Here is a 22764-nt window from a genome sequence, read left to right as displayed (position 1 = left end):
TTCACTCCACCGTCACGGATTTGGCAAGGTTGCGGGGCTGGTCCACGTCCGTCCCCTTTGCGATGGCGGCGTGGTAGGCGAGGAGTTGCGCCGGCACGGCGTAGAGCATCGGCTGGATCAGCTCCGGCGCATCAGGCATCGTGATCGTGCGCCAGACGTTGCCGCCGGACTTGGCGATGGCGCGCGCATCGGCGATGAGGAGCACCCGGCCACCGCGCGCCATGACCTCCTGCATGTTCGAGACGGTCTTCTCGAACAGCCCGTCATGGGGGGCGAGGACGACCGTGGGCGTTTCCTTGTCCACCAGCGCGATGGGGCCGTGTTTGAGTTCGCCCGATGCATAACCTTCGGCATGCAGGTAGCTGATTTCCTTGAGTTTTAGGGCGCCCTCAAGGGCGAGTGGAAACATCTGGCCGCGGCCCAGGAACAACACGTCACGCGACTGCGCCACCTTGCGCGCGGCCTTGTCCAACTCGCCCTCGATGGAGATCGCGTGGCTCATGAGCCCCGGCAGTTTGCGCAGATCGGCCAAGTGGCCCGCGAGCGCCTCGGCGTCGATCTCGCCCCGCTCGACCCCGGCCTTGAGCACCATGACGGCGAAGGTGGCCAGCATGGCTGTGAACGCCTTGGTGGAGGCGACAGACACCTCGACCCCGGCATGGATCGGCAGCGCCACGTCGCTTTCGCGGGCGATGGAGCTTTCGGGGCTGTTGACGAGGCTCACGATCTTGGCGGCCTTGCCCTCGGAGTAGCGCAGCGCGGCCAGCGTGTCGGCGGTTTCGCCCGACTGGCTCACGAAGACCGACAGGGTGCCGGTCGGAAAGGGCGGCTCGCGGTAGCGGAACTCGCTCGCCACGTCGATGTCAACGGGCAGACGGGCGTAGTGTTCGAACCAGTATTTCGCGACGAGGCCCGCGTAATAGGCCGTACCACAGGCGACGATGGAGACACGGCTGACCTGCGTGAAGTCCACGCCGGGCAGGTCCATCGTGATCCCGTCTTCGGCAAGGTAGGCGTCGAGCACGCGGTCCACCACGCTGGGCTGCTCGGCGATTTCCTTCATCATGAAGTGTTTGTAGCCCAGCTTCTCGATCCGCATCGCATCCATGCGGACCTGCCGGATCTCGCGGTTGGCCGGACGCCCGGCGGCGTCGAAGATCTCGGCCCCCGCACGGGTGATCACCGCCCAGTCGCCTTCGTGCAGATAAGTCAGCCGGTCTGTGAGGTTGCTCAGCGCGATGGCGTCTGAGCCGACATACATCTCGCCATCCCCGTGACCGATAGCCAGCGGGGAGTTCTTGCGGGCCGCGATCATCAGGTCGTCTTCGCCCGCGAACAGGAACAGGAGCGAATAGGCCCCTTCGATCCGCGTGAGCACCTTCTGCACCGCGTCCCGCGGGCTGAGGCCCTGTTCCAGGAACATGTCCGTGAGCGCCGCGACCGTTTCGGTGTCCGTCTCGCTCTCAAGCGTGCAGCCCGCCTCGGTCAGTTCCGCGCGCAGTGCGGCGAAGTTCTCGATGATCCCGTTGTGGACGAGCGCGACGCGACCCGACTGGTGCGGGTGGGCGTTGGGCGTGGTGACGCCGCCGTGGGTCGCCCAGCGGGTATGACCGATGCCCGCCTTGCCGGGCAGGGGGTCGTGAACCAGCAGGTCCGACAGGTTCACCAGCTTGCCGACCGCGCGGCGGCGGTCCAGCGTGCCCGCGGCGTTCACGGTGGCGATGCCCGCGCTGTCATAGCCGCGGTATTCCAGCCGACCCAGCGCCTCGACGATGATCGGCGCGACTTCGTGGTCGCCCAGGACGCCAATGATCCCACACATGCTGCTACTTGCCTTTCTGCCGGGCCTTTTTGGCGCGGAGCTTGTCGAAAAGTTTGACGGCGAAGCCGGGCTTCACCTCCATGCGGGCGCGGCCCACACCCATCGCCCCGTCCGCTATATCGCGGGTGACGACGGTGCCGGTGGCGGTCATGGCATCGGCCCCCACGCGCACGGGCGCGACGAGCATCGTGTCCGACCCGATGAAGGCGCGCGCCCCGATCTCGGTGCGGTGCTTGAACACCCCGTCGTAGTTGCAGGTGATCGTGCCCGCGCCGATGTTTGCGCCTTCGCCCACGCTCGCGTCGCCGATGTAGGACAGATGATTGACCTTGGCCCCTTCGGCGATCTGGGCGTTCTTGATCTCGACGAAATTGCCCACCTTGGCGCGCTCGGCCAGTTCCGCACCGGGGCGCAGGCGGGCATAGGGGCCGACGACGGCCCCCGCGCTGACATGACAGCCCTCAAGATGGCTGAAGGCCCGGATGCGCGCGTTGCTTTCGACTGTGACGTCCGGGCCGAAGACCACGTTGGGCTCCACCACCGCATCGCGCCCGATGACGGTATCGGCGCAGAAGAACACGGTTTCGGGCGCGACCAGCGTGACGCCGTTCTCCAACGCCTCGGCCCGCTTCATGTCCTGCAACTGGGCCTCGGCGGCGGCAAGCTCGGCGCGGGTGTTGATGCCCAGCGTCTCGGCCTCGTCACAGGTCACGGCCTCGGCGCGCAGGCCCTTGGCGCGCGCGACTTCGACGATATCGGTGAGGTAGTATTCCCCCGCCGCATTCTCGTTGGACAGCCCGTCGATCAGCTCGAAAAGCGTCGCGCTGTCGGCGGCGACCACGCCCGAATTGCACAGGGTGATGGCGCGTTCCTCGTCGCTCGCGTCGTTGAATTCGACGATGCGCAAGAGCTCCTTGCCGTCCATGACGAGGCGGCCGTACCGCTTGGGATCGGCTGCTTCGAACCCGAGGATCACGACGTCGGCGCCGGAGGCCCGCGCCTCCATCATCGCCTCGAGCGTTTCGGGCCGGATGAAGGGCGTGTCGCCGTAAAGCACGATGGCATCGCCGGTGAAACCGCCAAGCGCCGTGCGCGCCTGATCGACCGCGTGGCCGGTGCCCAGACGCTCTTCCTGCAACACCACCTCGATCTCGTCGTCGCGGTCGGTCGCGGCCTTGGTCACGGCTTCGGCCCCGTTGCCGGCGACCAGCACGACCCGGTCCGGGGCAAGGGCCGACCCGGCGGCGAGCGCATGGGCAAAAAGTGGCGTGCCCCCCAGTTCGTGAAGCACTTTCGGGAGGTCGGAATTCATCCGTTTGCCCTGTCCCGCCGCGAGAATGATGAGGGCCGTCGCCATGATCTGCTCTTTTCTTGTCCGCGCACTCGTTTTAACGCTCGCCGCGTAACACGCAATGGTCATGGCGGGAAGTCCCGGGGGTTTGGCATGAAAACGGTGATCTTCGATCTGGACGGAACGTTGGCCGACACCTCGCGCGATCTCATCTGCGCGGCCAACGCCTGTTTCTCGCGCCTGGGCCACGGCGACGTTCTCGACCCGGTGGCGGATGGGGCGACGGCGTTTCGCGGCGGGCGGGCGATGCTGACGCTCGGGTTCGAGCGGCTGGGGCAGGGGCTTGAGGGTGTGGACCGCGAGTATCCTTACCTGCTGGAGTGGTACGGTGAGAATATCGACACCCACACGGTCATGTATCCCGGCGCGGTCGCGGCGGTGGAACGGCTGCGGGACGCGGGCTATGCGGTCGGGGTCTGCACCAACAAGCCCGAGGGGCTGGCCGAGACCCTGCTTGGTCGGCTGGGGGTGCGTGGCCTCTTCGCGTCGCTCATCGGCGCGGACACCCTGCCGGTGCGCAAGCCGGACCCGGCACCCTTTGTCGCGGCGGTGGAGCGGGCCGGGGGCGATCTCGCGCGGTCGCTGCTGGTGGGCGATACCGTGACGGACCGCGAAACCGCGCGGGCGGCGGGGGTGCCCTCGCTCCTCATCACCTTCGGGCCTGAGGGCACCGGTGTCGCCGCGCTGGAGCCCGAGGGGCTTTTGAACAGCTACGACGACCTGGACGCCGAGGTGGCCCGGCTCATCGGTTGACGGGGTCGGGCGCCCGGCGCAATGTCGCGCCATGAGCGAGACCTTCAAGGGCAACTTCACCCAGCAGGAACCGATCCCCGAGACGGCGATCGAGGCCGCCGTGGCGGTCATGCGTTCGGGCCGCCTGCACCGCTACAACACCGCGCCGGGGGAGGAGAGCGAGGTCGCGCTTCTGGAGCGCGAATTCGCGGACTGGTGCGGGGCGAAATACTGCCTCGCCGTCGCGTCGGGCGGCTACGCTTTGGCCACTGCGCTGCGGGCGGTCGGAGTGAAGCCCGGCGACCGGGTGCTGACCAATGCCTTCACGCTGGCCCCGGTGCCCGGTGCCATCGCGTCGGTCGGGGCCGTGCCGGTGTTCGTGGGCGTGACAGAAGGGCTTGTGATCGACCTCGACGACCTCGCCGCCAAGGCGGAGGGATCGGATGTGCTGATGCTCAGCCACATGCGCGGGCACCTGGCGGACATGGACGCTCTCATGGCACTGGCTGGGGAAAAGGGTCTGACGGTGATCGAGGATTGCGCGCACACGATGGGGGCGCGCTGGAACGGCGTGCTCTCCGGCCGCTCGGGCCATGTCGGCTGCTACTCGACCCAGACCTACAAGCACATGAACTCGGGCGAGGGCGGGCTGCTCGTCACCGACGACGACGAGATCATGGCGCGCGCCGTCATGCTGTCGGGGAGCTACATGCTCTACGGCCGCCACCTCGCCGCACCGGGACCGGAGGTGTTCGAGCGGGTGAAATACGACACGCCGAACGTGTCGGGCCGGATGGACAACCTGCGCGCGGCGATCCTGCGCCCGCAACTGGCCGATCTCGACGCGCAATGCGCACGTTGGAACGAGCGCTACCGCGTGGTGGAAGACGGGCTTCGTAACACGCCCGGCCTGACGATCGTGGACCGGCCCGAGGCCGAGGACTACGTCATGTCGTCCTTCCAGTTTCTGCTGCTCGACTGGTCCGGTGCGGCGGTGACCGAGGTGGTCACGCGGTGCGCGGACAAGGGCGTGGAACTCAAATGGTTCGGTGCGGCAGAGCCCGTGGGCTTCACCTCGCGCTATGACAGTTGGCACTATGCCCCGTCCGAGCCGATGCCGGCATCCGACCGGGTGCTGCGCGGTATCCTCGACCTGCGCCTGCCGCTCACATTCTCGCTCGAGGACTGCGCCCAGATCGCGCGGATCATCCGGGCCGAGGTGTCTCCGGTCCATCAAGCCGGCTGACGCCGGCTCTGGAGGGCCAGCCCTCCAGACCTCCCGGGATATTTCGGACCGGAAAGAGGGGCGGGTCCACCCCCGGGTCGCCCCGGGGGCTTTCCGGTCACGGCCATCGGCTTCCCAGCCTGTACCGTGCGCCAACCATGGCGCATTGACCTTAACATTTCCTTTCCGGTCCAAAATATCCCGGGAGAGCGCGAGAGGGCAGCGCCCTCTCGCATGGGTCGGCGCCCGGCGCAGCCGGGCGGCGAAACATCAAAAGCGCGACCGCTTGACCCGACTCGGCTCTCGTGTCTAGAAATGAACAAGCGTTCAATAAATGGGAGGTCAGCCATGTTCATGGCGTCGATGAACTTCGATCTGGGCGAGGATATCGCGCAGCTTCGCGACATGGTGCACCGGTTCGCGCAGGAGCGGATCAAGCCGCTGGCGGCCGAAATCGACAAGACCAACGACTTCCCCTCGCATCTTTGGAAAGAGATGGGCGAGCTTGGCCTGCTTGGTATCACGGTGTCCGAGGAATATGGCGGGTCCGGCATGGGCTATCTTGCTCATACCGTCGCGGTAGAGGAGGTCGCGCGGGCGTCGGCCAGTGTCTCGCTGTCCTACGGCGCGCATTCCAACCTTTGTGTAAACCAGATCAAGCTCAACGGCACCGAGACGCAGAAGCAGCAGTACCTGCCGGGGCTTATCTCGGGCGCGCATGTGGGGGCCCTGGCCATGTCGGAGCCCGGTGCCGGGTCCGACGTCGTCTCGATGCAACTGCGCGCCGAGAAGAAGAACGGGTATTTCACGCTCAACGGCTCCAAGTTCTGGATCACCAACGGGCCGGAGGCCGACACGCTGGTCGTTTATGCCAAGACCGACGCGGAGGCAGGGTCCAAGGGGATCACCGCCTTCATCGTCGAGAAGGACATGAAGGGGTTCTCCACTTCCCCGCATTTCGACAAGCTCGGGATGCGCGGGTCAAACACGGCGCAGCTTTTCTTCGAGGATGTCGAGGTGCCGTTCGAGAATATCCTCGGCGAAGAGGGCAAGGGGGCCAGGGTGCTCATGTCCGGGCTGGATTACGAGCGCGTGGTGCTTTCGGGCATCGGCACCGGCATCATGGCGGCCTGTCTGGACGAGGTGATGCCCTACATGGTCGAACGAAAGCAGTTCGGCCAGGCGATCGGGGATTTCCAGCTTATGCAGGGGAAGATCGCCGATATGTACACCAAGATGAACTCGGCGCGCGCCTATGTCTACGAGGTCGCGAAGGCCTGTGACCGGGGCGAGGTCACGCGGCAGGATGCGGCGGCTTGCGTGCTCTATGCCTCGGAAGAGGCGATGACGGTGGCCCATCAGGCGGTGCAGGCGATGGGCGGCATGGGGTTCATGAACGAAACACCGGTGAGCCGGATTTTCCGCGACGCCAAGCTGATGGAGATCGGGGCGGGCACATCCGAGATCCGGCGGATGCTCGTTGGGCGCGAACTGATGTCGAAGATGCGCTAGGCTGGGTGCGACTCTGGGAGGAGATGCCATGACCTTGAGCGACGAACAGGACGCGATCGGCGCGAACAGCCCGCATGATTATTCAGGGTTGCGGGCGCTTTTCGTGAACACCTCATTGAAGCGGCAGGCAACGGACAGCCATACGCAGAAGCTTCTGAACGTCTCGGCGCTGATGATGGAGAAGCAGGGCGTCACGGTGGACCACCTTCACCTGCTCGACCATGACGTGCCGCCGGGTGTTTACCCGGACATGCGCGATCATGGCTGGGAGCGGGACGACTGGCCTGCGATCTGGGAGCGGGTGCAGGCCGCGCAGATCCTCGTCATCGGCACGCCGCTCTGGCTGGGCGAGGAAAGCTCGGTCTGCCGGGTGCTGATCGAGCGGCTCTATGCCATGTCGGGCGAACTGAACGACAAGGGGCAGTCGGTCTATTACGGCAAGGTCGGCGGCTGCGTCATCACCGGCAACGAGGACGGGATCAAGCACACGGCCATGACGCTGGGCTTCGCGCTCAATCATCTGGGCTACACGATCCCGCCGCAGGCCGATTGTGGCTGGATCGGCGAGGCGGGGCCGGGGCCGTCCTACGGCGACGACGTGGACGGCGCGCCTGCCGGGTATGACAACGATTTCACCCGGCGCAACACCACGATCATGACTTGGAACCTGATGCACATGGCCGATCTGCTGCACCGGGCCGGCGGTCTGCCGAACCACGGCAATGACCGCAGCGCGTGGTCCGCCGGGTGCCGCTTCGATTACGAAAACCCGGACTACCGAGCCTGAGGACCGCCCCATGAGACGTTGGATCATCGCCGCTGCCCTGCTGATCGCGAGCCCTGCCGCCGCGCAGGATCTTATCTACGACTTCGCCCATTCGCGCGATTGCGTGGCGGCGACCGACGACTGGTATGAAAAGGTCCAGTGCATCGGCACCGCTGCCAACCGCTGTATGGAGGACACGCCCGGGGGCTATTCCACGGTCGGGCAGGGGGCCTGCGTCTGGGCGGAATACGAGGATTGGGATGCGGAGCTGAACGCGCTTTACGGTCCGTTGCGGGCGCGGCTGGCAAATGACGACGAGGTCAACGAGATGCCGGTCAGCACCGCCGACGCTCTGCGCGACGCGCAGCGGGCGTGGATTCCTTGGCGTGACGCCAACTGCGCCTTCGAGCGATCGAAATGGGGCGGCGGCGCCGGGGGCGGCCCGGCTTCGGCCGCCTGTCTGATGCAGATGACCGGCGAGCGCGCGCTGTCGCTCCGGGTCGAGATGGAGTTCCATTGATCCGCAAGGGCCATATCGCGACCGTGCTCGTCTTGTGCGGGCTGTCGGCCATGCTGGGCTACCGCGTGGCCCGGATGGGGCCGCCGGACCCGTCGGGCATCGTCGCGCACTGGGCGGCTGTGTATGCCGAGGAGACCGGGCGCGCGGACCTTCATTGCGCGGGGCGACCGCAAGGGGACGGGTACGTCATCACATGCGGCACGGGCGCGGCGCGGGTTGATTATGTGACCGACGCCTATGGTGGCCTCGTCGCCCGCCGGGACGGGGGACGGGACGGATGATCCGCGCGGCCGTAACCCTCGCCCTGATCCTGCCGTTCGCGCCCGCGCGGGCGCAGGAGGCCATACCGACGTTCCAGACCTGCATGGACATCCTGATCGACCGCTACGAGCAGAGCCTGATTGTGAACGGGCACCTGCCCATCGACGACGTGGTGGGCGGGCTGTGGTCCTCGGGCGACGTCTATACCTGCGGGGGCGGCGGGATCGTGCTGTGCGACCGGAGCGGCGACACGATCCCGTGTCAGAAAGACCTCGCCGCCGAGCAGGACGCGATGACCGCGCGGATCCTCGGCGACCTGCCCGATCCCGGCACGCTCGACGAGGGCGGCGAAGACTGGCCGCGTGCGCTCTATGCGCAGACCCGCGCATTGGCGGAGGGCACGTCCGCCGGCCCGGATTGCGCGGGAACGACCGAGCTCATGGGCGCGTGGTGCGGCGCGAACGAGGCCAACGCCCGGCTGCGCATCGCCGTGCTGGCCTGGCAGATCGCCCGCTACCTTGGAGCCGCGCCTTCGGGTGTGGAGTCGGGCTGGGTCGACCGGCCCCCGCCCGTACGGCCCCGGTCGCGCCCGAAGGGGCCGTGATGCGCAGGCCGTCGAGCGAGCAACAGTTTATCAGAACACGCGGCGGATGCGCCGCACCGGAGGACACTACATGAAGCTGCAATCGCAGGCGATGACCGGGTCGGAGAGCTTTCAGGCCAACCGGTCCGCGCATCTTGAAATGCTGGGAACAGTGGCCGAGGCCGCCGGGCAGGCGGCGGCAGGGGGCGGCGCGAAGGCGCGTGAACGGCACCTGTCACGGGGCAAGATGCTCCCGCGTGAACGGGTGGCGAACCTCCTGGACGCCGGGTCGCCCTTCCTCGAAGTCGGCGCGACGGCGGCGCATGGGCTCTACGATGGCGCCGCGCCGGCGGCTGGCGTGATCGCGGGGGTCGGTCGCGTGCACGGGCAGGAGGTCATGGTCATCGCCAACGACGCCACCGTGAAAGGCGGCACCTATTACCCGATGACGGTCAAGAAGCACCTGCGCGCGCAGGAGATCGCGCAGGAATGCAACCTGCCGTGCCTCTACCTTGTCGACAGCGGGGGCGCGAACCTGCCCAACCAGGACGAGGTGTTCCCGGACCGCGACCATTTCGGGCGCATCTTCTACAACCAGGCACAGATGTCGGCCCGGGGCATCCCGCAGATCGCGGTGGTCATGGGCTCCTGCACGGCGGGCGGGGCCTATGTTCCGGCGATGAGCGACGTGACGATCATCGTGAAGGATCAGGGCACCATATTCCTTGCCGGTCCACCTTTGGTTAAGGCCGCGACCGGTGAGGTGGTGACAGCCGAGGATCTGGGCGGCGGCGACGTGCACACGCGCCTGTCCGGGGTGGCCGATTACCTTGCCGAGGACGACGCCCATGCGCTTGCGCTCGCCCGGCGGGCGGTGGAGAGCCTGAACCGGACCAAGCCCGCGACAGTCCAGTGGCAGTCGGTCGAAGACCCGGCCTATGACCCCGAGGAAATCCTCGGCGTCGTGCCCGGCGACCTGCGCACGCCCTATGACATCCGCGAGGTGATCGCGCGGGTGGTGGACGGGTCGCGATTTGACGAGTTCAAGCCGCGCTTTGGCGAGACGCTGGTCACGGGGTTCGCGCATCTCATGGGCTGCCCGGTCGGGATCATCGCCAACAACGGTGTCCTGTTTTCCGAGGCCGCGCAGAAGGGCGCGCATTTCGTCGAGCTGTGCTCGCAGCGCCGTATCCCGCTGATTTTCCTGCAAAACATCACCGGCTTCATGGTGGGCCGGAAGTATGAGAACGAGGGCATCGCGCGTCACGGGGCCAAGATGGTCACGGCGGTGGCGACCACGTCGGTCCCCAAGGTGACGATGCTCGTGGGCGGTTCCTTCGGCGCGGGCAACTACGGCATGGCGGGCCGTGCCTATCAGCCGCGCTTCCTGTGGTCCTGGCCCAACAGCCGGATTTCCGTCATGGGCGGCGAGCAGGCCGCGGGCGTGCTGGCGACGGTCAAACGCGACGCGCTGGAGCGCGCGGGCGAAAGCTGGTCGGACGAGGACGAGGCGGAATTCAAGCGCCCCACGATCGAGATGTTCGAGCGTCAGAGCCACCCGCTTTACGCCTCCGCCCGGCTCTGGGACGACGGCATCGTGGACCCGCGCAAGACCCGGCAGGTGCTCTACCTGTCGCTTCTCGCCGCCCTGAACGCCCCGATCGAAGAGACGCGCTTCGGCGTGTTCCGGATGTGAGGAGGCCCGAAATGGACCATGCACCGCGCGTACACATCATGTGCACACACTGTGCATACGATTGTCATACGATCCGGGGCCGCGCATGAGTGTCGAGGTCATCACCGCCGACATCACCACGCTCGACGTGGACGCCATCGTGAACGCCGCGAACGAGTCGCTTCTGGGTGGCGGCGGCGTGGACGGGGCCATTCATCGGGCCGCGGGTCCGGGGCTTTTGGAGGAGTGCCGGGCGATCGGCGGTTGCCCGACGGGCGAGGCGCGGATCACCGTGGGGTATGACCTGCCCGCGCGCCATGTCATCCACACGGTCGGGCCGGTCTGGCACGGCGGGGATCGGGGGGAGCCGGACTTGCTCGCCGCCTGTTATCGCGAGAGCCTGCGGCTGGCGCGTGAGGCAGGGTGTGAGAGCATCGCGTTCCCCGCCATTTCCACGGGCGTCTACGGCTACCCTGCCGATCAAGCCGCGACCATTGCCGTGCGGGAGGTCAGCGTGTGGGAGGCCCCGCCCGCACAGATCACCCTGTGCTGCTTTTCCGAGAACAGCGCCGAAACCCATCGGCGCGCAATGGAGACCCTGACATGACTGCATGGGACGACGACACCGCGCAAAGATACGCGGACAAATACGGCGGCGACGCGAGTATCTTCGAGGTTCTGAACGCGGCCGGCATCGCGGACGGGGCCGACGTGATCGACCTGGGCTGCGGGAACGGTTCGGCTCTGGCCGCGCTTGCCGACCGGGCCGGGCGGCTGGCGGGCGTCGACCCCACGCCGCGCATGGTCGAGATCGCGCGCGAGCGGTGCCCCGGCGCGGACTTGCGCGTGGCGCCCGGCGAGGCGACCGGGTTCGGGGATGGCGATTTCGACGTGGTGATGATGATCAACGTGATCCACCATCTCGACGACATATCCGCCGGGCTGGCCGAGGCGAACCGGCTTCTGCGTCCCGGCGGTCTGATCGTGATCGGGGGCGAGGTGTTCTCGACATCCATGGTGCCGGAGGGGCAGGACTACGCGGGCGCGTTGGAGGCCGCCGGGTTCGGCGCGGTCGAGCGGCGCGATCTGAGCGGGGCGTTCATCACGACCGCTCGCAAGGAGGGCTGATGTTCCACAAGATCCTGATTGCCAATCGCGGCGAAATCGCCTGTCGCGTGATCGACACCTGCCGCAAGCTGGGTGTCGCGACGGTGGCGGTGTTTTCCGATGCCGACCGCACCGCGCGCCATGTCGAGATGGCCGACGAGGCCGTGCATATCGGCGGGCCGCAACCGGCGGAAAGCTATCTGCGCGGGGACGCGATCATCGCGGCGGCGCAGGCCACCGGCGCGCAGGCGATCCATCCCGGATACGGCTTTCTCTCCGAGAACCCGGAGTTCGTGGAGGCGGTCGAGGCTGCCGGGCTGACCTTCATCGGCCCGTCCGCAAAAGCGATCCGGGCGATGGGGCTGAAGGACGCCGCGAAGAAGCTCATGGACGAGGCGGGCGTGCCGGTCGTGCCCGGTTACCACGGGGCCGAGCAGGGCGACGACCTGCTCGCGGAAGAGGCCGGCAAGATCGGCTATCCAGTCATCATCAAGGCGGTTGCGGGGGGCGGCGGCAAGGGGATGCGGCTGGTCGAGCGGGCGGGCGACTTCTCCGATGCGCTCGCCTCGGCGCGGTCGGAAGCCAAAACAGCCTTCGGCAACCCCGATGTGCTGGTCGAGAAATTCGTGACCGCGCCGCGCCATATCGAAGTGCAGGTCTTCGGCGACGGGCGCGAGGCGGTGCATCTGTATGAGCGCGACTGCTCGCTCCAGCGCCGCCACCAGAAGGTGATCGAGGAAGCGCCCGCGCCGGGGATGACCGAAGAGATGCGCGCCGCGATGGGCGAGGCCTCCGTGCGCGCCGCCGAGGCCATCGGATATGCGGGGGCCGGGACGGTGGAGTTCATCGTGGACGGCTCCGACGGGCTGCGCCCCGACGGGTTCTGGTTCATGGAGATGAACACGCGGTTGCAGGTCGAGCATCCGGTGACCGAGGAAGTCACGGGCATCGACCTTGTCGAATGGCAGCTTCGCGTGGCGGCGGGGGAGCCTTTGCCGCTGTCGCAGACCGAAATCCCGCTACGGGGTCATGCGTTCGAGGCGCGGCTTTATGCCGAGGACGTGCCGGCGGGGTTCCTGCCGGCCACCGGGCGGCTCGCGCATCTGGCTTTCGCGCCGGAGTGCCGGGCCGAGACCGGGGTGCGCACGGGGGACGAGATCAGCCCCTTCTACGATCCGATGATTGCCAAGCTCGTCACCCACGGGGCCACCCGCGAGATCGCGCTGGGCAAGATGCGTCGGGCGCTGGCGGGCACGCAGGTGGCCGGGACCGTGACGAACCTCGGGTTCCTGTCGGCGCTGTGTGCCCATGAGGGGTTCGCGGCCGGGGAGGTCGATACCGGGCTGATCGAGCGCGACCTGTCGGCCCTGACCCAGGACGACGGGCCTGCGCCCGCCGACGTGGCGCTCGCCGCACTGGCCGGGGCGGGGCTGCTGGACGCGCCCGAGACGGTGACGGGGTTCGCGCTCTGGTCGCCGTTGCGCCGCACGATCCTGCTCGAACGGGCGGGCGAGGTGCTGTCGCCGGTGATCGAGATGGCGGGGCCGGAGGCGGCCCGCATCACGGTCGGCGACGTGGTGGTCGAGGCACGACGCCGCCCGGAAGGCTGGCGGCTCGACGGGGTGCGCGCGCCGGAAGTGGCGATCACCGGCGACCTTGTCACCGTGTTCACGGGCGCCGGGCACGGCTTCCGCGTGCCCGATCCTCTGGCGATCCTGTCGGCGGACGGGCAGGGGGGCGACGTGGTCGAGGCGCCGATGCCGGGGCTTGTGAAGGCGGTCTTTGTCGCCCCCGGCGACACGGTTGCAGCGGGCGACAGGATGGCCATCATGGAGGCGATGAAAATGGAACACACCCTGACGGCCCCGCGTGACGGTGTGGTGGCCGAAGTGTTCGCCGCCGAAGGCGCGCAGGTGGAGGCGCATGCCGCGCTGATCGCGCTCACCCCCGAAGAAGGCGAGGACGCATGATCCGCCTGCACGCCGTTCCCGGCAGCCGGTCGTTCCGGGTTCACTGGCTTCTGGCCGAAATGGGGCTGGAGCCGGAGATCGAGAATTACCGCATCGGCGACGGCAGCCTCGGGACCGAGGCGTTTCGCGACGTGAATCCGGCAGGGCGGGTCCCGGCGCTGGAAATCGACGGGATGACGTTGATCGAAAGCGGGGCCATCATCGAATACCTGTGCGAGACGCGGCCGGAACATGGGCTGGGGCGGCTGCCGGGAGATGCGGAGCGTCCCGAGTTCCTCGTCTGGCTGCATTATGCCGAGACGGTCGCGACGCTGATCCAGAACCTCAACCTGCAACAGGTGTTCCTGCCTGATCCCGCGATGCGCTCGCCCACCGTGATCGGGATGGAGACGCGGCGGCTGGCCACGGTGCTCAAACCGCTGGAGAAGCGCGTGTCTGGGCAGGACTACCTGCTCGCCTCGGGGTTTTCCGCCGTGGACATCATGTTCGGGTTCGGGGTCGATGCGGCGTTCCACTACGTTCATGGCGCGAAATTCCCGGCGCTGGGCGCGTATCATGCCCGGCTGGCCGCGCGCCCGGCTTACCAGACGGCGCTGGCGGTGCAGGGGCCGGACACGATCTATGGTCAGCCGTTCTACGAGGTGCCCGATGGATAGTGTCGAGATCGTCGAGATGGGCCCGCGCGACGGGCTTCAGAACGAGGCGCGGCAGATCCCGACGGCCGAGAAGATCGCGCTGGTGGATGCGCTGTCGGGGGCCGGATTCAGCCGGATCGAGGTCGCGAGTTTCGTCAGCCCGAAATGGGTGCCGCAGATGGCCGACAGCGGCGAGGTTCTGGCCGGTATCCGCCGGGCGGAGGGCGTGTCCTACATGGCCCTGACGCCGAATCTCAAGGGGTTCGAGAGGGCGATGGAGGCGGGCGCGGACGAGGTGGCGATTTTCGGAAGCGCAAGCGAGGGGTTCAGCCAGGCCAACATTAATTGTTCGATTGCGGAAAGCCTTGAGCGGTTCTTGCCGATCGTTGAGGCTGCGATGGTTCGAAAAGTGAAAGTCCGGGGATATGTCTCCTGCGTGACCGATTGCCCCTATGACGGGCCGACCCCACCTCAGAAGGTGGCGCAGGTGGCGCAGGAGTTGATGGCGATGGGCTGCTACGAAGTGAGCCTGGGCGATACCATCGGCAAGGGCACGCCCGAGACCGTGCGCGACATGCTTCTGGCCGTGCTGGAACGGGTGCCGGCGGAACGGATCGCGGGGCATTTCCACGACACCGAGGGCCGGGCGCTCGAGAATATCGAGATGTCGCTGGAGCTTGGCGTACGGGTGTTCGATGCCGCGGTGGGCGGTCTGGGCGGCTGTCCCTATGCGCCGGGGGCCAAGGGCAACGTGGCGACCGAGGCGGTTCATGCCCGGCTCGTGGCACTGGGGCTGGCCACCGGGCTGGACGGCGCGGTGCTCGACCGGGCCGCAGAGATGGCGCGGGGGATGCGCGGGTGAGCGTGGCAAAGCTTGGAAAGGCGGGACGATGACCTTCGAGACGATTTCCATTGCGACCGACGCAAGGGGCGTGGCGGTTCTGACGCTCGACCGGGCGGACAAGCACAATGCGCTGTCGGCCACGATGATCCGCGAGTTGACCGAGTCGGCCCAAGCGCTCGGCGCGGACGAGGCCGTGCGCGTCGTCGTGCTCACCGGGGCGGGCAAAAGCTTTTGCGCCGGGGGCGATCTCGGCTGGATGCAGGACCAGATGGCCGCCGACCCGGAGACCCGGTTCGTGGAGGCGCGCAAGCTCGCCCTGATGCTCCGGGCGCTGAACGAGATGCCCAAGCCGCTGATCGGGCGGGTTCAGGGGCAGGCGTTCGGTGGCGGGATCGGGATGTGCAGCGTCTGTGACGTGGCCATTGCCGTAGACCATGCCAAGTTCGGGCTGACCGAGACCCGGCTGGGCCTGATCCCCGCCACCATCGGCCCCTATGTCCTCGCCCGGATCGGCGAGGCGATGGCACGACGCATATTCATGAATGCCCGTATCTTCGGCGCGGCGGAAGCGCAGCGGCTGGGGATCGTGGCCCATGCGGTGCCTGAAGGGGCACTGGACGCCGCGGTGGAGGAAGAGGTCGCGCCCTATCTCAACTGCGCGCCGGGTGCGGTGGCGCAGGCCAAGGCGCTGGCGCGCCGGCTTGGCCAGCCGATCACCGACGCGATCATCGACGACACGATCCGCGCCCTTGTCGACTGCTGGGAAGGCGACGAGGCGCAGGAGGGGATCGGGGCGTTTTTCGACAAACGCAAGGCGCGGTGGATGCCGACATGAGCCTGATCGTCATCGCCGCCATCGTCTATGGCGTCCTCGCTTTGGTGAGCGCGCTGGTTCAATTCGCGCTCGCCCTTGGTGCCCCGCTTGGTCATCTCACGCTCGGAGGGCGGTTCGAGGGGCGCCTGCCCGTGGGGGCGCGGGTCGCCACGGTGGTGCAGGGCGGGCTGCTCGTCCTCATGGCGCGGGTGGTGGCCGGGGCGTCGGGCCTGCTGGCGCCGGTCTTTCCGGTCTGGGCGATCTGGGGCGTGGTCGCCATCACGGGGCTTTCCACTCTTCTCAACAATATCACGCCCTCGCGGTCGGAGCGCCTTCTCTGGGGGCCGGTCACGGTGGTCATGTTCCTTTGTGCGATCTACGTCGCCGTCTCTGCCTGAGTCGGCGCAGACGGCCCGTCCACGCCACGCGTCGTTCAAACTTGATTGATGGCTGCGGCTTTCGTGCAGTGCAGAAAACCGGCCAAACCCCTGTGAACATTAGTATACAATGACCTCACGCCGCGCTGCAGAAGCGCCTGCACGGCCTTGTTCAAAATGCCCAAAACGCCGGGCCCCTTGGTTGACCCTTCGGGGCGTTGGGAGTAGACCCCCGAAGGAGCCAAACTGTCGCGGGCACGCGCCCGACAAAGGAGCTAACGTGGAAGACCTCCTCCGAGAATACCTCCCCATCGTCATTTTCCTCGCCGTCGCCGTCGGGCTTGGCCTCGCGTTCCTGATCGCGGCCGCCGTCCTTGCCGTGCGCAATCCCGACCCTGAAAAAGTGTCGGCCTACGAGTGCGGGTTCAACGCCTTCGATGACGCCCGGATGAAGTTCGACGTGCGGTTCTACCTCGTCTCGATCCTGTTCATCATTTTCGATCTCGAGATCGCCTTCCTGTTCCCCTGGGCCGTGGCCTTCAAGGATGTCGGGATGGTCGGATTCTGGTCGATGATGGTGTTCCTCGGCGTGCTGACCATCGGCTTTGCTTACGAATGGAAGAAGGGAGCCCTCGAATGGGAGTGATGACCGGCACCAACACCGCGGATTTCGACCGCGAGGTGGCCACCCGTGACCTCAACAACGAGCTTGCGGACAAGGGCTTTCTGCTGACCACCACCGACGACATCATCAACTGGGCGCGCACCGGGTCGCTGCACTGGATGACCTTCGGTCTTGCCTGCTGCGCGGTCGAGATGATGCAGTCGTCCATGCCGCGCTACGACCTCGAGCGCTACGGGGTCGCCCCGCGCGCCAGCCCGCGCCAGTCGGACCTGATGATCGTGGCGGGCACGCTGACCAACAAGATGGCCCCCGCGCTGCGCAAGGTCTATGACCAGATGCCCGAGCCGCGGTATGTCATCTCGATGGGCTCCTGCGCCAATGGCGGCGGCTACTATCACTATTCCTATTCGGTGGTGCGTGGCTGCGACCGTGTCGTGCCCGTGGACGTCTATGTGCCCGGCTGCCCGCCGTCGGCCGAGGCGCTGGTTTACGGCATCCTCCAGCTTCAGCGCAAAATCCGCCGCACCGGCACGATCGTGAGGTAACGGGTATGAGTGACGAGACCCTCAATGAACTCGGCGCGCTGATCGAGGCCAAGCAGGTCGATGTGGTGACGTCGTGGGAGGTCGCCTTCGGCGAGCTCACCGTCCATGTCCGCGCCGAGGGGCTTCCCGGCTTCGTGGAGTTCCTCAAGACCGACCGGGGCTGCCGGTTCACGACGCTGGTGGACATCACCGCCGTGGACTACCCCGAGCGCGAGGCGCGGTTCGACGTCGTCTATCACTTCCTGTCGATGTACCAGAACCACCGCATCCGGGTGAAAACCGTCGTGGACGAGGGCGAGATGCTGCCTTCCATCGTGACGGTCTATCCGGCCTCCAACTGGTTCGAGCGCGAGATCTTCGACATGTTCGGGATCATCTTCAAGGGCCACCCGGACCTGCGGCGTCTGCTCACCGACTACGGCTTTCGCGGCCATCCGCTGCGCAAGGATTTCCCGACGACGGGCTATACCGAGGTGCGCTACGACGAGGTCGAGAAGCGCGTGGTCTATGAGCCCGTCTCGCTGGTTCAGGAATACCGCCAGTTCGACTTCATGTCGCCGTGGGAAGGGGCCGAGTATCTGCTGCCGGGCGATGAGAAGGCGGACGAGGCGAAGGGCTGACACCGGATGGATCAGGTCGTGACACAACAGGTGGATCTGCGTGACGAGGGCTCCCTCGTCGCGTGGCCGTCCAGTGTCGAGCGTGTCGTGATCTGTATCGGGGCGGCCAAGTCCGCGACGTCGTTCCCGTCCGCACAGTTTGCAAAGGACGCCCGCTTTGGCGACCGCGTTCCGGATGCGTGGCGGGCATGAGTGCGCAGACCCTCATATACTGCGTGGGTGCGGCCAAGGCCGGGACCAGTTGGCTGTTCGATTACCTTTACAGCCACCACCAGACCTATTTTCCGACGGTCAAGGAACTCAACTACTGGAACGCCGTCGCGATGGGCGCGGGGCAGTTCTACCGGGGCGAGCTCGAACGGCGGAAGGGCGAGATCGCGGCGCGCCATGCGGTGACGAAGGACGATGATATCCACGCCTATCAGCTTCAGAGCATGGCGGATATCGAGGAATGGCTGGTCACTTTCGACGGCAAGACACGCGACGACAAGGCTTACCTCGGCTTCATCGGGGCCGGGCTGGAGGATGCCAGGTTGGTGGGGGATTTCTCGCCCGCCTATGCGCTTCTGGGGCCCGAGTGGTTTGCCGAGATGGCGAAAGCCCATGAGAACGTGAAGTTCCTCTATCTCCTGCGCGAGCCGGTGGACCGGCTCTGGTCGCATTTCCGCATGAACGCGGGCGGGGACGAGGCGGCGGCGACCGGGATGGTCGACGGATACCTCGCGGGCGGCGAGACGACCGTGGCGCGGCGCTCCAACTACCGGCGCACGGTCAAGCGCCTGTTGCAGGCGGTGCCGGAAGACCGGATTCACGTCGAGCTTTACGAACGGCTCTTTACGCAGGACGCGCTTGAAAAGATGTGCGATTTCCTCGGGATCGACGCGATCCCGGCCGATTTCGGCAAGCGGGTGCATGGCTCACCCAAGGCGGGGCTCGACCCCGAGCGGCGCGCGCGGCTTCAGGCCGCGCTGAAACCGCAATACAACTTCATCGAACAGTTCATGGGCACAGTGCCCGTGGAGTGGCAGGAAAGAATGGTGGCGGCATGATGGACGGCTCCAAGGGATTTCAGGACGCCGAGACCGGCGAACAGCAGATCCGCAACTTCAACATCAACTTCGGGCCCCAGCACCCGGCGGCGCACGGCGTGCTGCGTCTGGTTCTGGAACTCGACGGCGAGATCGTGGAACGCTGCGACCCGCATATCGGGCTGCTTCACCGCGGCACCGAGAAGCTGATGGAAAGCCGGACCTACCTGCAGAACCTGCCGTATTTCGACCGGCTCGACTATGTCGGCACGATGAACCAGGAACACGCCTGGTGCCTCGTGATCGAGAAGCTTTGCAAGGTCGAAGTGCCGCGCCGGGCGCAGCTGATCCGGGTGCTTTACTCCGAGATCGGGCGCATCCTGAACCACCTCCTGAACGTCACGACGCAGGCGATGGACGTGGGCGCGCTGACCCCGCCGCTGTGGGGGTTCGAAGAGCGTGAAAAGCTCATGATCTTCTACGAGCGGGCCTCGGGCGCGCGCCTTCACGCCGCCTATTTCCGCCCCGGTGGGGTCCATCAGGACCTGCCGCCGCAGCTCATCGACGATATCGAGGCATGGTGCCACGAATTCCCCAAGGTGCTCGACGATATCGACGGGCTGCTCACGGAAAACCGCGTGTTCAAGCAGCGCAACGTGGATATCGGCGTTGTGACGGAAGAGGACGTCCTCGACTGGGGGTATTCCGGCGTGATGGTGCGCGGCTCGGGCCTTGCCTGGGATCTGCGCCGGTCGCAGCCCTACGAGTGCTATGACGAATTCGACTTCAAAATCTGCGTGGGCAAGAACGGCGACTGTTTCGACCGCTACCTCGTGCGGATGGCCGAGATGCGTGAGAGCCTCAAGATCATGCTTCAGGCCATCGCCAAGCTGCGTGAGCCCGAGGGGCAGGGCGACATCCTTGCCCGCGGCAAGCTGACGCCGCCCAAGCGCGCCGACATGAAGACGTCGATGGAAGCGCTCATCCACCACTTCAAGCTCTACACCGAGGGCTTCCACGTCCCGGAGGGCGAGGTGTATTGCGCCGTCGAAGCGCCCAAGGGCGAGTTCGGCGTCTACCTCGTCTCCGACGGGACCAACAAACCCTACCGCGCGAAGCTTCGCGCCCCCGGTTATCTGCACCTGCAATCGATGGATCACGTCGCGAGCGGGCACCAGCTGGCCGACGTCGCCGCCATCATCGGCACAATGGATATCGTTTTCGGAGAGGTCGACCGGTAATGCTGCGCCGTCTGCACCACGAACAACCCAGCACTTTCGCCTTCACGCCTGAGAACCAGGCCTGGGCCGAAGCGCAAATGACCAAGTACCCCGAAGGTCGTCAGGCCTCGGCCATCATCCCGCTGCTGTGGCGTGCGCAGGAGCAGGAAGGCTGGCTCACGAAGCCCGCGATCGAAGGCGTGGCCGACATGCTCGGGATGGAATACATCCGCGCGCTGGAAGTGGCGACCTTCTACTTCATGTTCCAGCTGCAACCGGTTGGTTCCGTTGCGCATTTCCAGATCTGCGGGACCACGTCCTGCATGATCATGGGGGCCGAGGACCTGATCGCGGTCTGCAAGGAAAAGATCGCGAAAAACCCGCATGAGTTGTCGGCGGACGGCAAGTTTTCGTGGGAAGAGGTGGAATGCCTCGGCTCCTGCGCCAACGCGCCGATGGCCCAGATCGGCAAGGATTATTACGAGGATCTGACGACCGACAGCTTTGGCGACCTGATCGACCGGATGGGGGCGGGCGAGGTGCCGCTGCCGGGGCCGCAGAACGGGCGCTATGCGGCCGAGCCTTCGGGCGGTCTGACGAGCCTCAAGGACTACGAAGCGGACAAGCCGGAACACAACGCCTCGGTCGCGCTGGCGGTCGAGATCGGCGACACGCTCAAGCGGATCGACGGGACGGAAGTGCCGCTCACCGCGCCGTGGCAGGGCAAGTCCCGCAAGGTTGCCGTGAAGCCGAAGAAGGCCGTCACCAAGCCGGGCGATGCCGTGAAGGCGATGGACGACAGCAACGAGCCGGGCCGGCCCAGAACCAAAGCGGGCGACGAGCCGGCGGCGACGAACACGGCGGGCGCCGCGGCGAAAGCCGGCGGGTCGTCCAACGGGACCGCGCCGTCCGACGGGCCGGGCAAGAAGCCCCGCACCATGAAGGCACCGCGCAAGGCCGGGGCCGACGATTTCAAGCAGATCCGGGGCGTCGGGCCGAAGCTCGAGTCCATGCTGAACGACATGGGGTTCTATCACTTCGATCAGATCGCAAAATGGACGGATGAGGAGGTCGCCTGGGTCGACCAGAACCTCGAAGGCTTCAAGGGCCGCGTCAGCCGCGATAACTGGGTCGATCAGGCCAAATCCCTCGCGTCCGGCGAGGAAACCGAATTTTCCAAACGTGTGAAGAAGGGCGACGTCTACTGAGGCGTCGGTGATGAGATGAGGTTGGCAACGGACGACAAGCGACAAGCGGCGGCGGCAGACCGCGCGTCCGGTGGCATTATTGTAACCCTCAAACCGAACGGGGAATTTGGATATGGCGACTAACGACAGCGGATTTATGACCTGCCGAAACACATGCTGGATCGTCGGGGGGCTTCTGGGCCTCGCGGTGCTTCTGCTCATCGGCCAGCCGTGGGGCTGGGCCATTATCGTCGGGATCGTGGTGGCCGTGGCGGTCGCCCTGATCCTTCAGCGCGTGTTCTGTTCGGACATTCCGGCGAGCGCGAGCGGGTCGGGCAGCGCGCCTGCCTCGGCGGCGGCCACGACGACCTCCGGCCCGGCAGCGGCGGCAGCGAGTTCCGCGGGCACCGGTGACGTGGATGCGGCGGCGGCCAAGCCGGCCCCGGCGACCAAGGCGTCGGCGGCCGAACAGGCAGCGGAGGATGCGCCGGGCACCGAGAGCGAAGCGGACCGTACGGCCACGGCCGAGAGCGCGGGCGCCAAGCCTGAAGCCGCGGCCAAGGACCCGACGACCGCGAGCGCAGCCTCGCAGGAGGCCGAACCGTCGCCCGATCCGATCATCCAGCCGTCCAAGGAGCTTCCGGGCCAGCGCGACCTCGAGGGCCGCAAAGGCGACTGGAAATACGAGAAACCCGCCGAGGCGAAACCCGCCGCGAAGAAGCCTGCGGCCAAGAAAAAGCCCGCGGCCAAGAAGAAACCGGCCGCCAAGGCATCCGAGCCGGCACCTGCCGTTGCGGGCGAGGGACCGGAACTGCTCGACGCGCCCAAGGGCGGGGTGGCCGACGACCTCAAACTGATCAAGGGCGTGGGGCCGGGGATCGAGAAGAAGCTGCATGACGCTGGCGTCTTCCACTTCGACCAGATCGCGACCTGGACCGCCGCCGACATCGCGGCGATGGACGACAAGCTGAGTTTCCGGGGCCGGATCGCCCGTGACGACTGGGTCACGCAGGCGACGCAACTGGCCGCGGGTGAAGAAACCGAGTTTTCGAAGCGGGCCTCCTCCTCGGGGCTCTACGAAGACAACAAGAAGAAGTAAGGCCGACGCGGAGACATGAGCGCGGATGACACGAGACAGAACCGGGCCCGGCAGGGGCGGCTTGCCGCCGTCGTCATCGCCGTGTCCGGGCTCGGGTTCATCGGGCTCACCTGGCTGGGCGAACAGCTCGGCTGGCCGACCCGCACTCTCGGCCTCATCGGGCTCGTCGCCATGGCGGGTTTCGCGTTCGGACTGATCGTGGCCATCCGGCTCCTGCTGGATGGGCGCAAAAACGAAGGATAGACA

General features: G+C 66.6%; 26 protein-coding genes. 24 read left to right on the top strand and 2 right to left on the bottom strand.

The features are described from left to right. Position 1 precedes the first annotated feature (1 nt). A complete protein-coding gene (gene glmS, locus B2585_RS17390; RefSeq protein ID WP_292025201.1) occupies positions 2–1822 on the bottom strand; it encodes a glutamine--fructose-6-phosphate transaminase (isomerizing) in 1821 nt (606 codons plus the stop codon). A gap of 4 nt (positions 1823–1826) precedes the next feature. Continuing rightward, positions 1827–3179 (bottom strand): bifunctional UDP-N-acetylglucosamine diphosphorylase/glucosamine-1-phosphate N-acetyltransferase GlmU, encoded by a 1353-nt coding sequence (gene glmU, locus B2585_RS17385; protein WP_292025200.1) that lies wholly within the window; start codon positions 3177–3179, stop codon positions 1827–1829. A gap of 87 nt (positions 3180–3266) precedes the next feature. Here glmU and B2585_RS17380 point away from each other — a divergent pair, with 87 nt between their 5' ends. From B2585_RS17380 to B2585_RS17265, 24 genes are all read left to right on the top strand, one after another. Then, complete coding sequence (locus B2585_RS17380; protein ID WP_292025199.1) at positions 3267–3926, top strand: HAD-IA family hydrolase; 660 nt, start codon at positions 3267–3269, stop codon at positions 3924–3926. Between the two features lie 31 nt (positions 3927–3957). Beyond that, entirely contained in the window at positions 3958–5151 is a 1194-nt protein-coding gene (locus tag B2585_RS17375; RefSeq protein ID WP_292025198.1) for a DegT/DnrJ/EryC1/StrS family aminotransferase, read from the top strand. Between the two features lie 327 nt (positions 5152–5478). After that, positions 5479–6642: an isovaleryl-CoA dehydrogenase gene (locus B2585_RS17370; protein WP_292025197.1), complete on the top strand. Its 1164-nt coding sequence runs from the start codon at positions 5479–5481 to the stop codon at positions 6640–6642. A 28-nt stretch (positions 6643–6670) separates the two neighbouring features. After that, positions 6671–7429 carry a flavodoxin family protein gene (locus B2585_RS17365; RefSeq protein ID WP_292025196.1) on the top strand — a complete coding sequence of 253 codons (759 nt, stop codon included), beginning with the start codon at positions 6671–6673 and terminating at the stop codon, positions 7427–7429. A 10-nt stretch (positions 7430–7439) separates the two neighbouring features. Beyond that, a complete protein-coding gene (locus tag B2585_RS17360) occupies positions 7440–7928 on the top strand; it encodes a lysozyme inhibitor LprI family protein (RefSeq protein ID WP_292025195.1) in 489 nt (162 codons plus the stop codon). Beyond that, the gene (locus tag B2585_RS17355) at positions 7925–8209 is read left to right on the top strand and encodes a hypothetical protein (protein WP_292025194.1); all 285 of its coding nucleotides are present in this window, start codon (positions 7925–7927) and stop codon (positions 8207–8209) included. The genes B2585_RS17360 and B2585_RS17355 overlap by 4 nt, the downstream gene beginning before the upstream one ends. Continuing rightward, positions 8206–8793 (top strand): hypothetical protein, encoded by a 588-nt coding sequence (locus B2585_RS17350; protein ID WP_292025193.1) that lies wholly within the window; start codon positions 8206–8208, stop codon positions 8791–8793. Before B2585_RS17355 ends, B2585_RS17350 begins: the two co-directional genes overlap by 4 nt. A gap of 70 nt (positions 8794–8863) precedes the next feature. Continuing rightward, entirely contained in the window at positions 8864–10468 is a 1605-nt protein-coding gene (locus tag B2585_RS17345; protein WP_292025192.1) for a carboxyl transferase domain-containing protein, read from the top strand. An 85-nt stretch (positions 10469–10553) separates the two neighbouring features. Next, a complete protein-coding gene (locus B2585_RS17340) occupies positions 10554–11054 on the top strand; it encodes an O-acetyl-ADP-ribose deacetylase (RefSeq protein WP_292025191.1) in 501 nt (166 codons plus the stop codon). After that, on the top strand, positions 11051–11575 hold the full coding sequence (locus tag B2585_RS17335) for a class I SAM-dependent methyltransferase (RefSeq protein WP_292025190.1): 525 nt from the start codon (positions 11051–11053) through the stop codon (positions 11573–11575). The genes B2585_RS17340 and B2585_RS17335 overlap by 4 nt, the downstream gene beginning before the upstream one ends. Continuing rightward, positions 11575–13524 carry a biotin carboxylase N-terminal domain-containing protein gene (locus B2585_RS17330; RefSeq protein ID WP_292025189.1) on the top strand — a complete coding sequence of 650 codons (1950 nt, stop codon included), beginning with the start codon at positions 11575–11577 and terminating at the stop codon, positions 13522–13524. Before B2585_RS17335 ends, B2585_RS17330 begins: the two co-directional genes overlap by 1 nt. Beyond that, positions 13521–14180 (top strand): glutathione S-transferase family protein, encoded by a 660-nt coding sequence (locus B2585_RS17325; RefSeq protein ID WP_292025188.1) that lies wholly within the window; start codon positions 13521–13523, stop codon positions 14178–14180. The genes B2585_RS17330 and B2585_RS17325 overlap by 4 nt, the downstream gene beginning before the upstream one ends. Then, a complete protein-coding gene (locus B2585_RS17320) occupies positions 14173–15021 on the top strand; it encodes a hydroxymethylglutaryl-CoA lyase (protein WP_292025187.1) in 849 nt (282 codons plus the stop codon). The genes B2585_RS17325 and B2585_RS17320 overlap by 8 nt, the downstream gene beginning before the upstream one ends. 28 nt (positions 15022–15049) lie before the next feature. Beyond that, positions 15050–15838 (top strand): crotonase/enoyl-CoA hydratase family protein, encoded by a 789-nt coding sequence (locus B2585_RS17315; RefSeq protein ID WP_292025186.1) that lies wholly within the window; start codon positions 15050–15052, stop codon positions 15836–15838. Next, a complete protein-coding gene (locus B2585_RS17310) occupies positions 15835–16215 on the top strand; it encodes a hypothetical protein (protein ID WP_292025185.1) in 381 nt (126 codons plus the stop codon). The genes B2585_RS17315 and B2585_RS17310 overlap by 4 nt, the downstream gene beginning before the upstream one ends. Before the next feature lie 259 nt (positions 16216–16474). Beyond that, positions 16475–16840, top strand: coding sequence for an NADH-quinone oxidoreductase subunit A (locus B2585_RS17305; RefSeq protein ID WP_292025184.1), 366 nt, complete (start codon positions 16475–16477; stop codon positions 16838–16840). Then, the gene (locus B2585_RS17300) at positions 16831–17364 is read left to right on the top strand and encodes a NuoB/complex I 20 kDa subunit family protein (RefSeq protein WP_292025183.1); all 534 of its coding nucleotides are present in this window, start codon (positions 16831–16833) and stop codon (positions 17362–17364) included. Before B2585_RS17305 ends, B2585_RS17300 begins: the two co-directional genes overlap by 10 nt. Before the next feature lie 5 nt (positions 17365–17369). Further along, the gene (locus B2585_RS17295) at positions 17370–17984 is read left to right on the top strand and encodes an NADH-quinone oxidoreductase subunit C (protein WP_292025182.1); all 615 of its coding nucleotides are present in this window, start codon (positions 17370–17372) and stop codon (positions 17982–17984) included. Between the two features lie 6 nt (positions 17985–17990). Continuing rightward, the gene (locus B2585_RS17290) at positions 17991–18176 is read left to right on the top strand and encodes a hypothetical protein (RefSeq protein WP_292025181.1); all 186 of its coding nucleotides are present in this window, start codon (positions 17991–17993) and stop codon (positions 18174–18176) included. Continuing rightward, a complete protein-coding gene (locus B2585_RS17285; RefSeq protein ID WP_292025180.1) occupies positions 18173–19033 on the top strand; it encodes a sulfotransferase in 861 nt (286 codons plus the stop codon). The genes B2585_RS17290 and B2585_RS17285 overlap by 4 nt, the downstream gene beginning before the upstream one ends. Next, positions 19033–20253, top strand: a complete 1221-nt coding sequence (locus tag B2585_RS17280) for an NADH-quinone oxidoreductase subunit D (protein ID WP_292025657.1) — start codon at positions 19033–19035, stop codon at positions 20251–20253. Before B2585_RS17285 ends, B2585_RS17280 begins: the two co-directional genes overlap by 1 nt. Next, on the top strand, positions 20253–21440 hold the full coding sequence (locus B2585_RS17275; RefSeq protein WP_292025179.1) for an NADH-quinone oxidoreductase subunit E: 1188 nt from the start codon (positions 20253–20255) through the stop codon (positions 21438–21440). The genes B2585_RS17280 and B2585_RS17275 overlap by 1 nt, the downstream gene beginning before the upstream one ends. A gap of 136 nt (positions 21441–21576) precedes the next feature. Continuing rightward, on the top strand, positions 21577–22518 hold the full coding sequence (locus B2585_RS17270; protein ID WP_292025178.1) for a hypothetical protein: 942 nt from the start codon (positions 21577–21579) through the stop codon (positions 22516–22518). Positions 22519–22533: 15 nt separating this feature from the next. Then, positions 22534–22761, top strand: coding sequence for a DUF5337 domain-containing protein (locus tag B2585_RS17265; protein WP_292025177.1), 228 nt, complete (start codon positions 22534–22536; stop codon positions 22759–22761). Positions 22762–22764: the final 3 nt, after the last annotated feature.

Origin of the sequence: Maritimibacter sp. UBA3975, assembly GCF_002384975.1 — a bacterium.
Taxonomy (GTDB): domain Bacteria; phylum Pseudomonadota; class Alphaproteobacteria; order Rhodobacterales; family Rhodobacteraceae; genus Maritimibacter.
The sequence above is the reverse complement of the archived record's forward strand: the minus strand, read 5'-3'. Positions and strand labels throughout refer to the sequence as shown.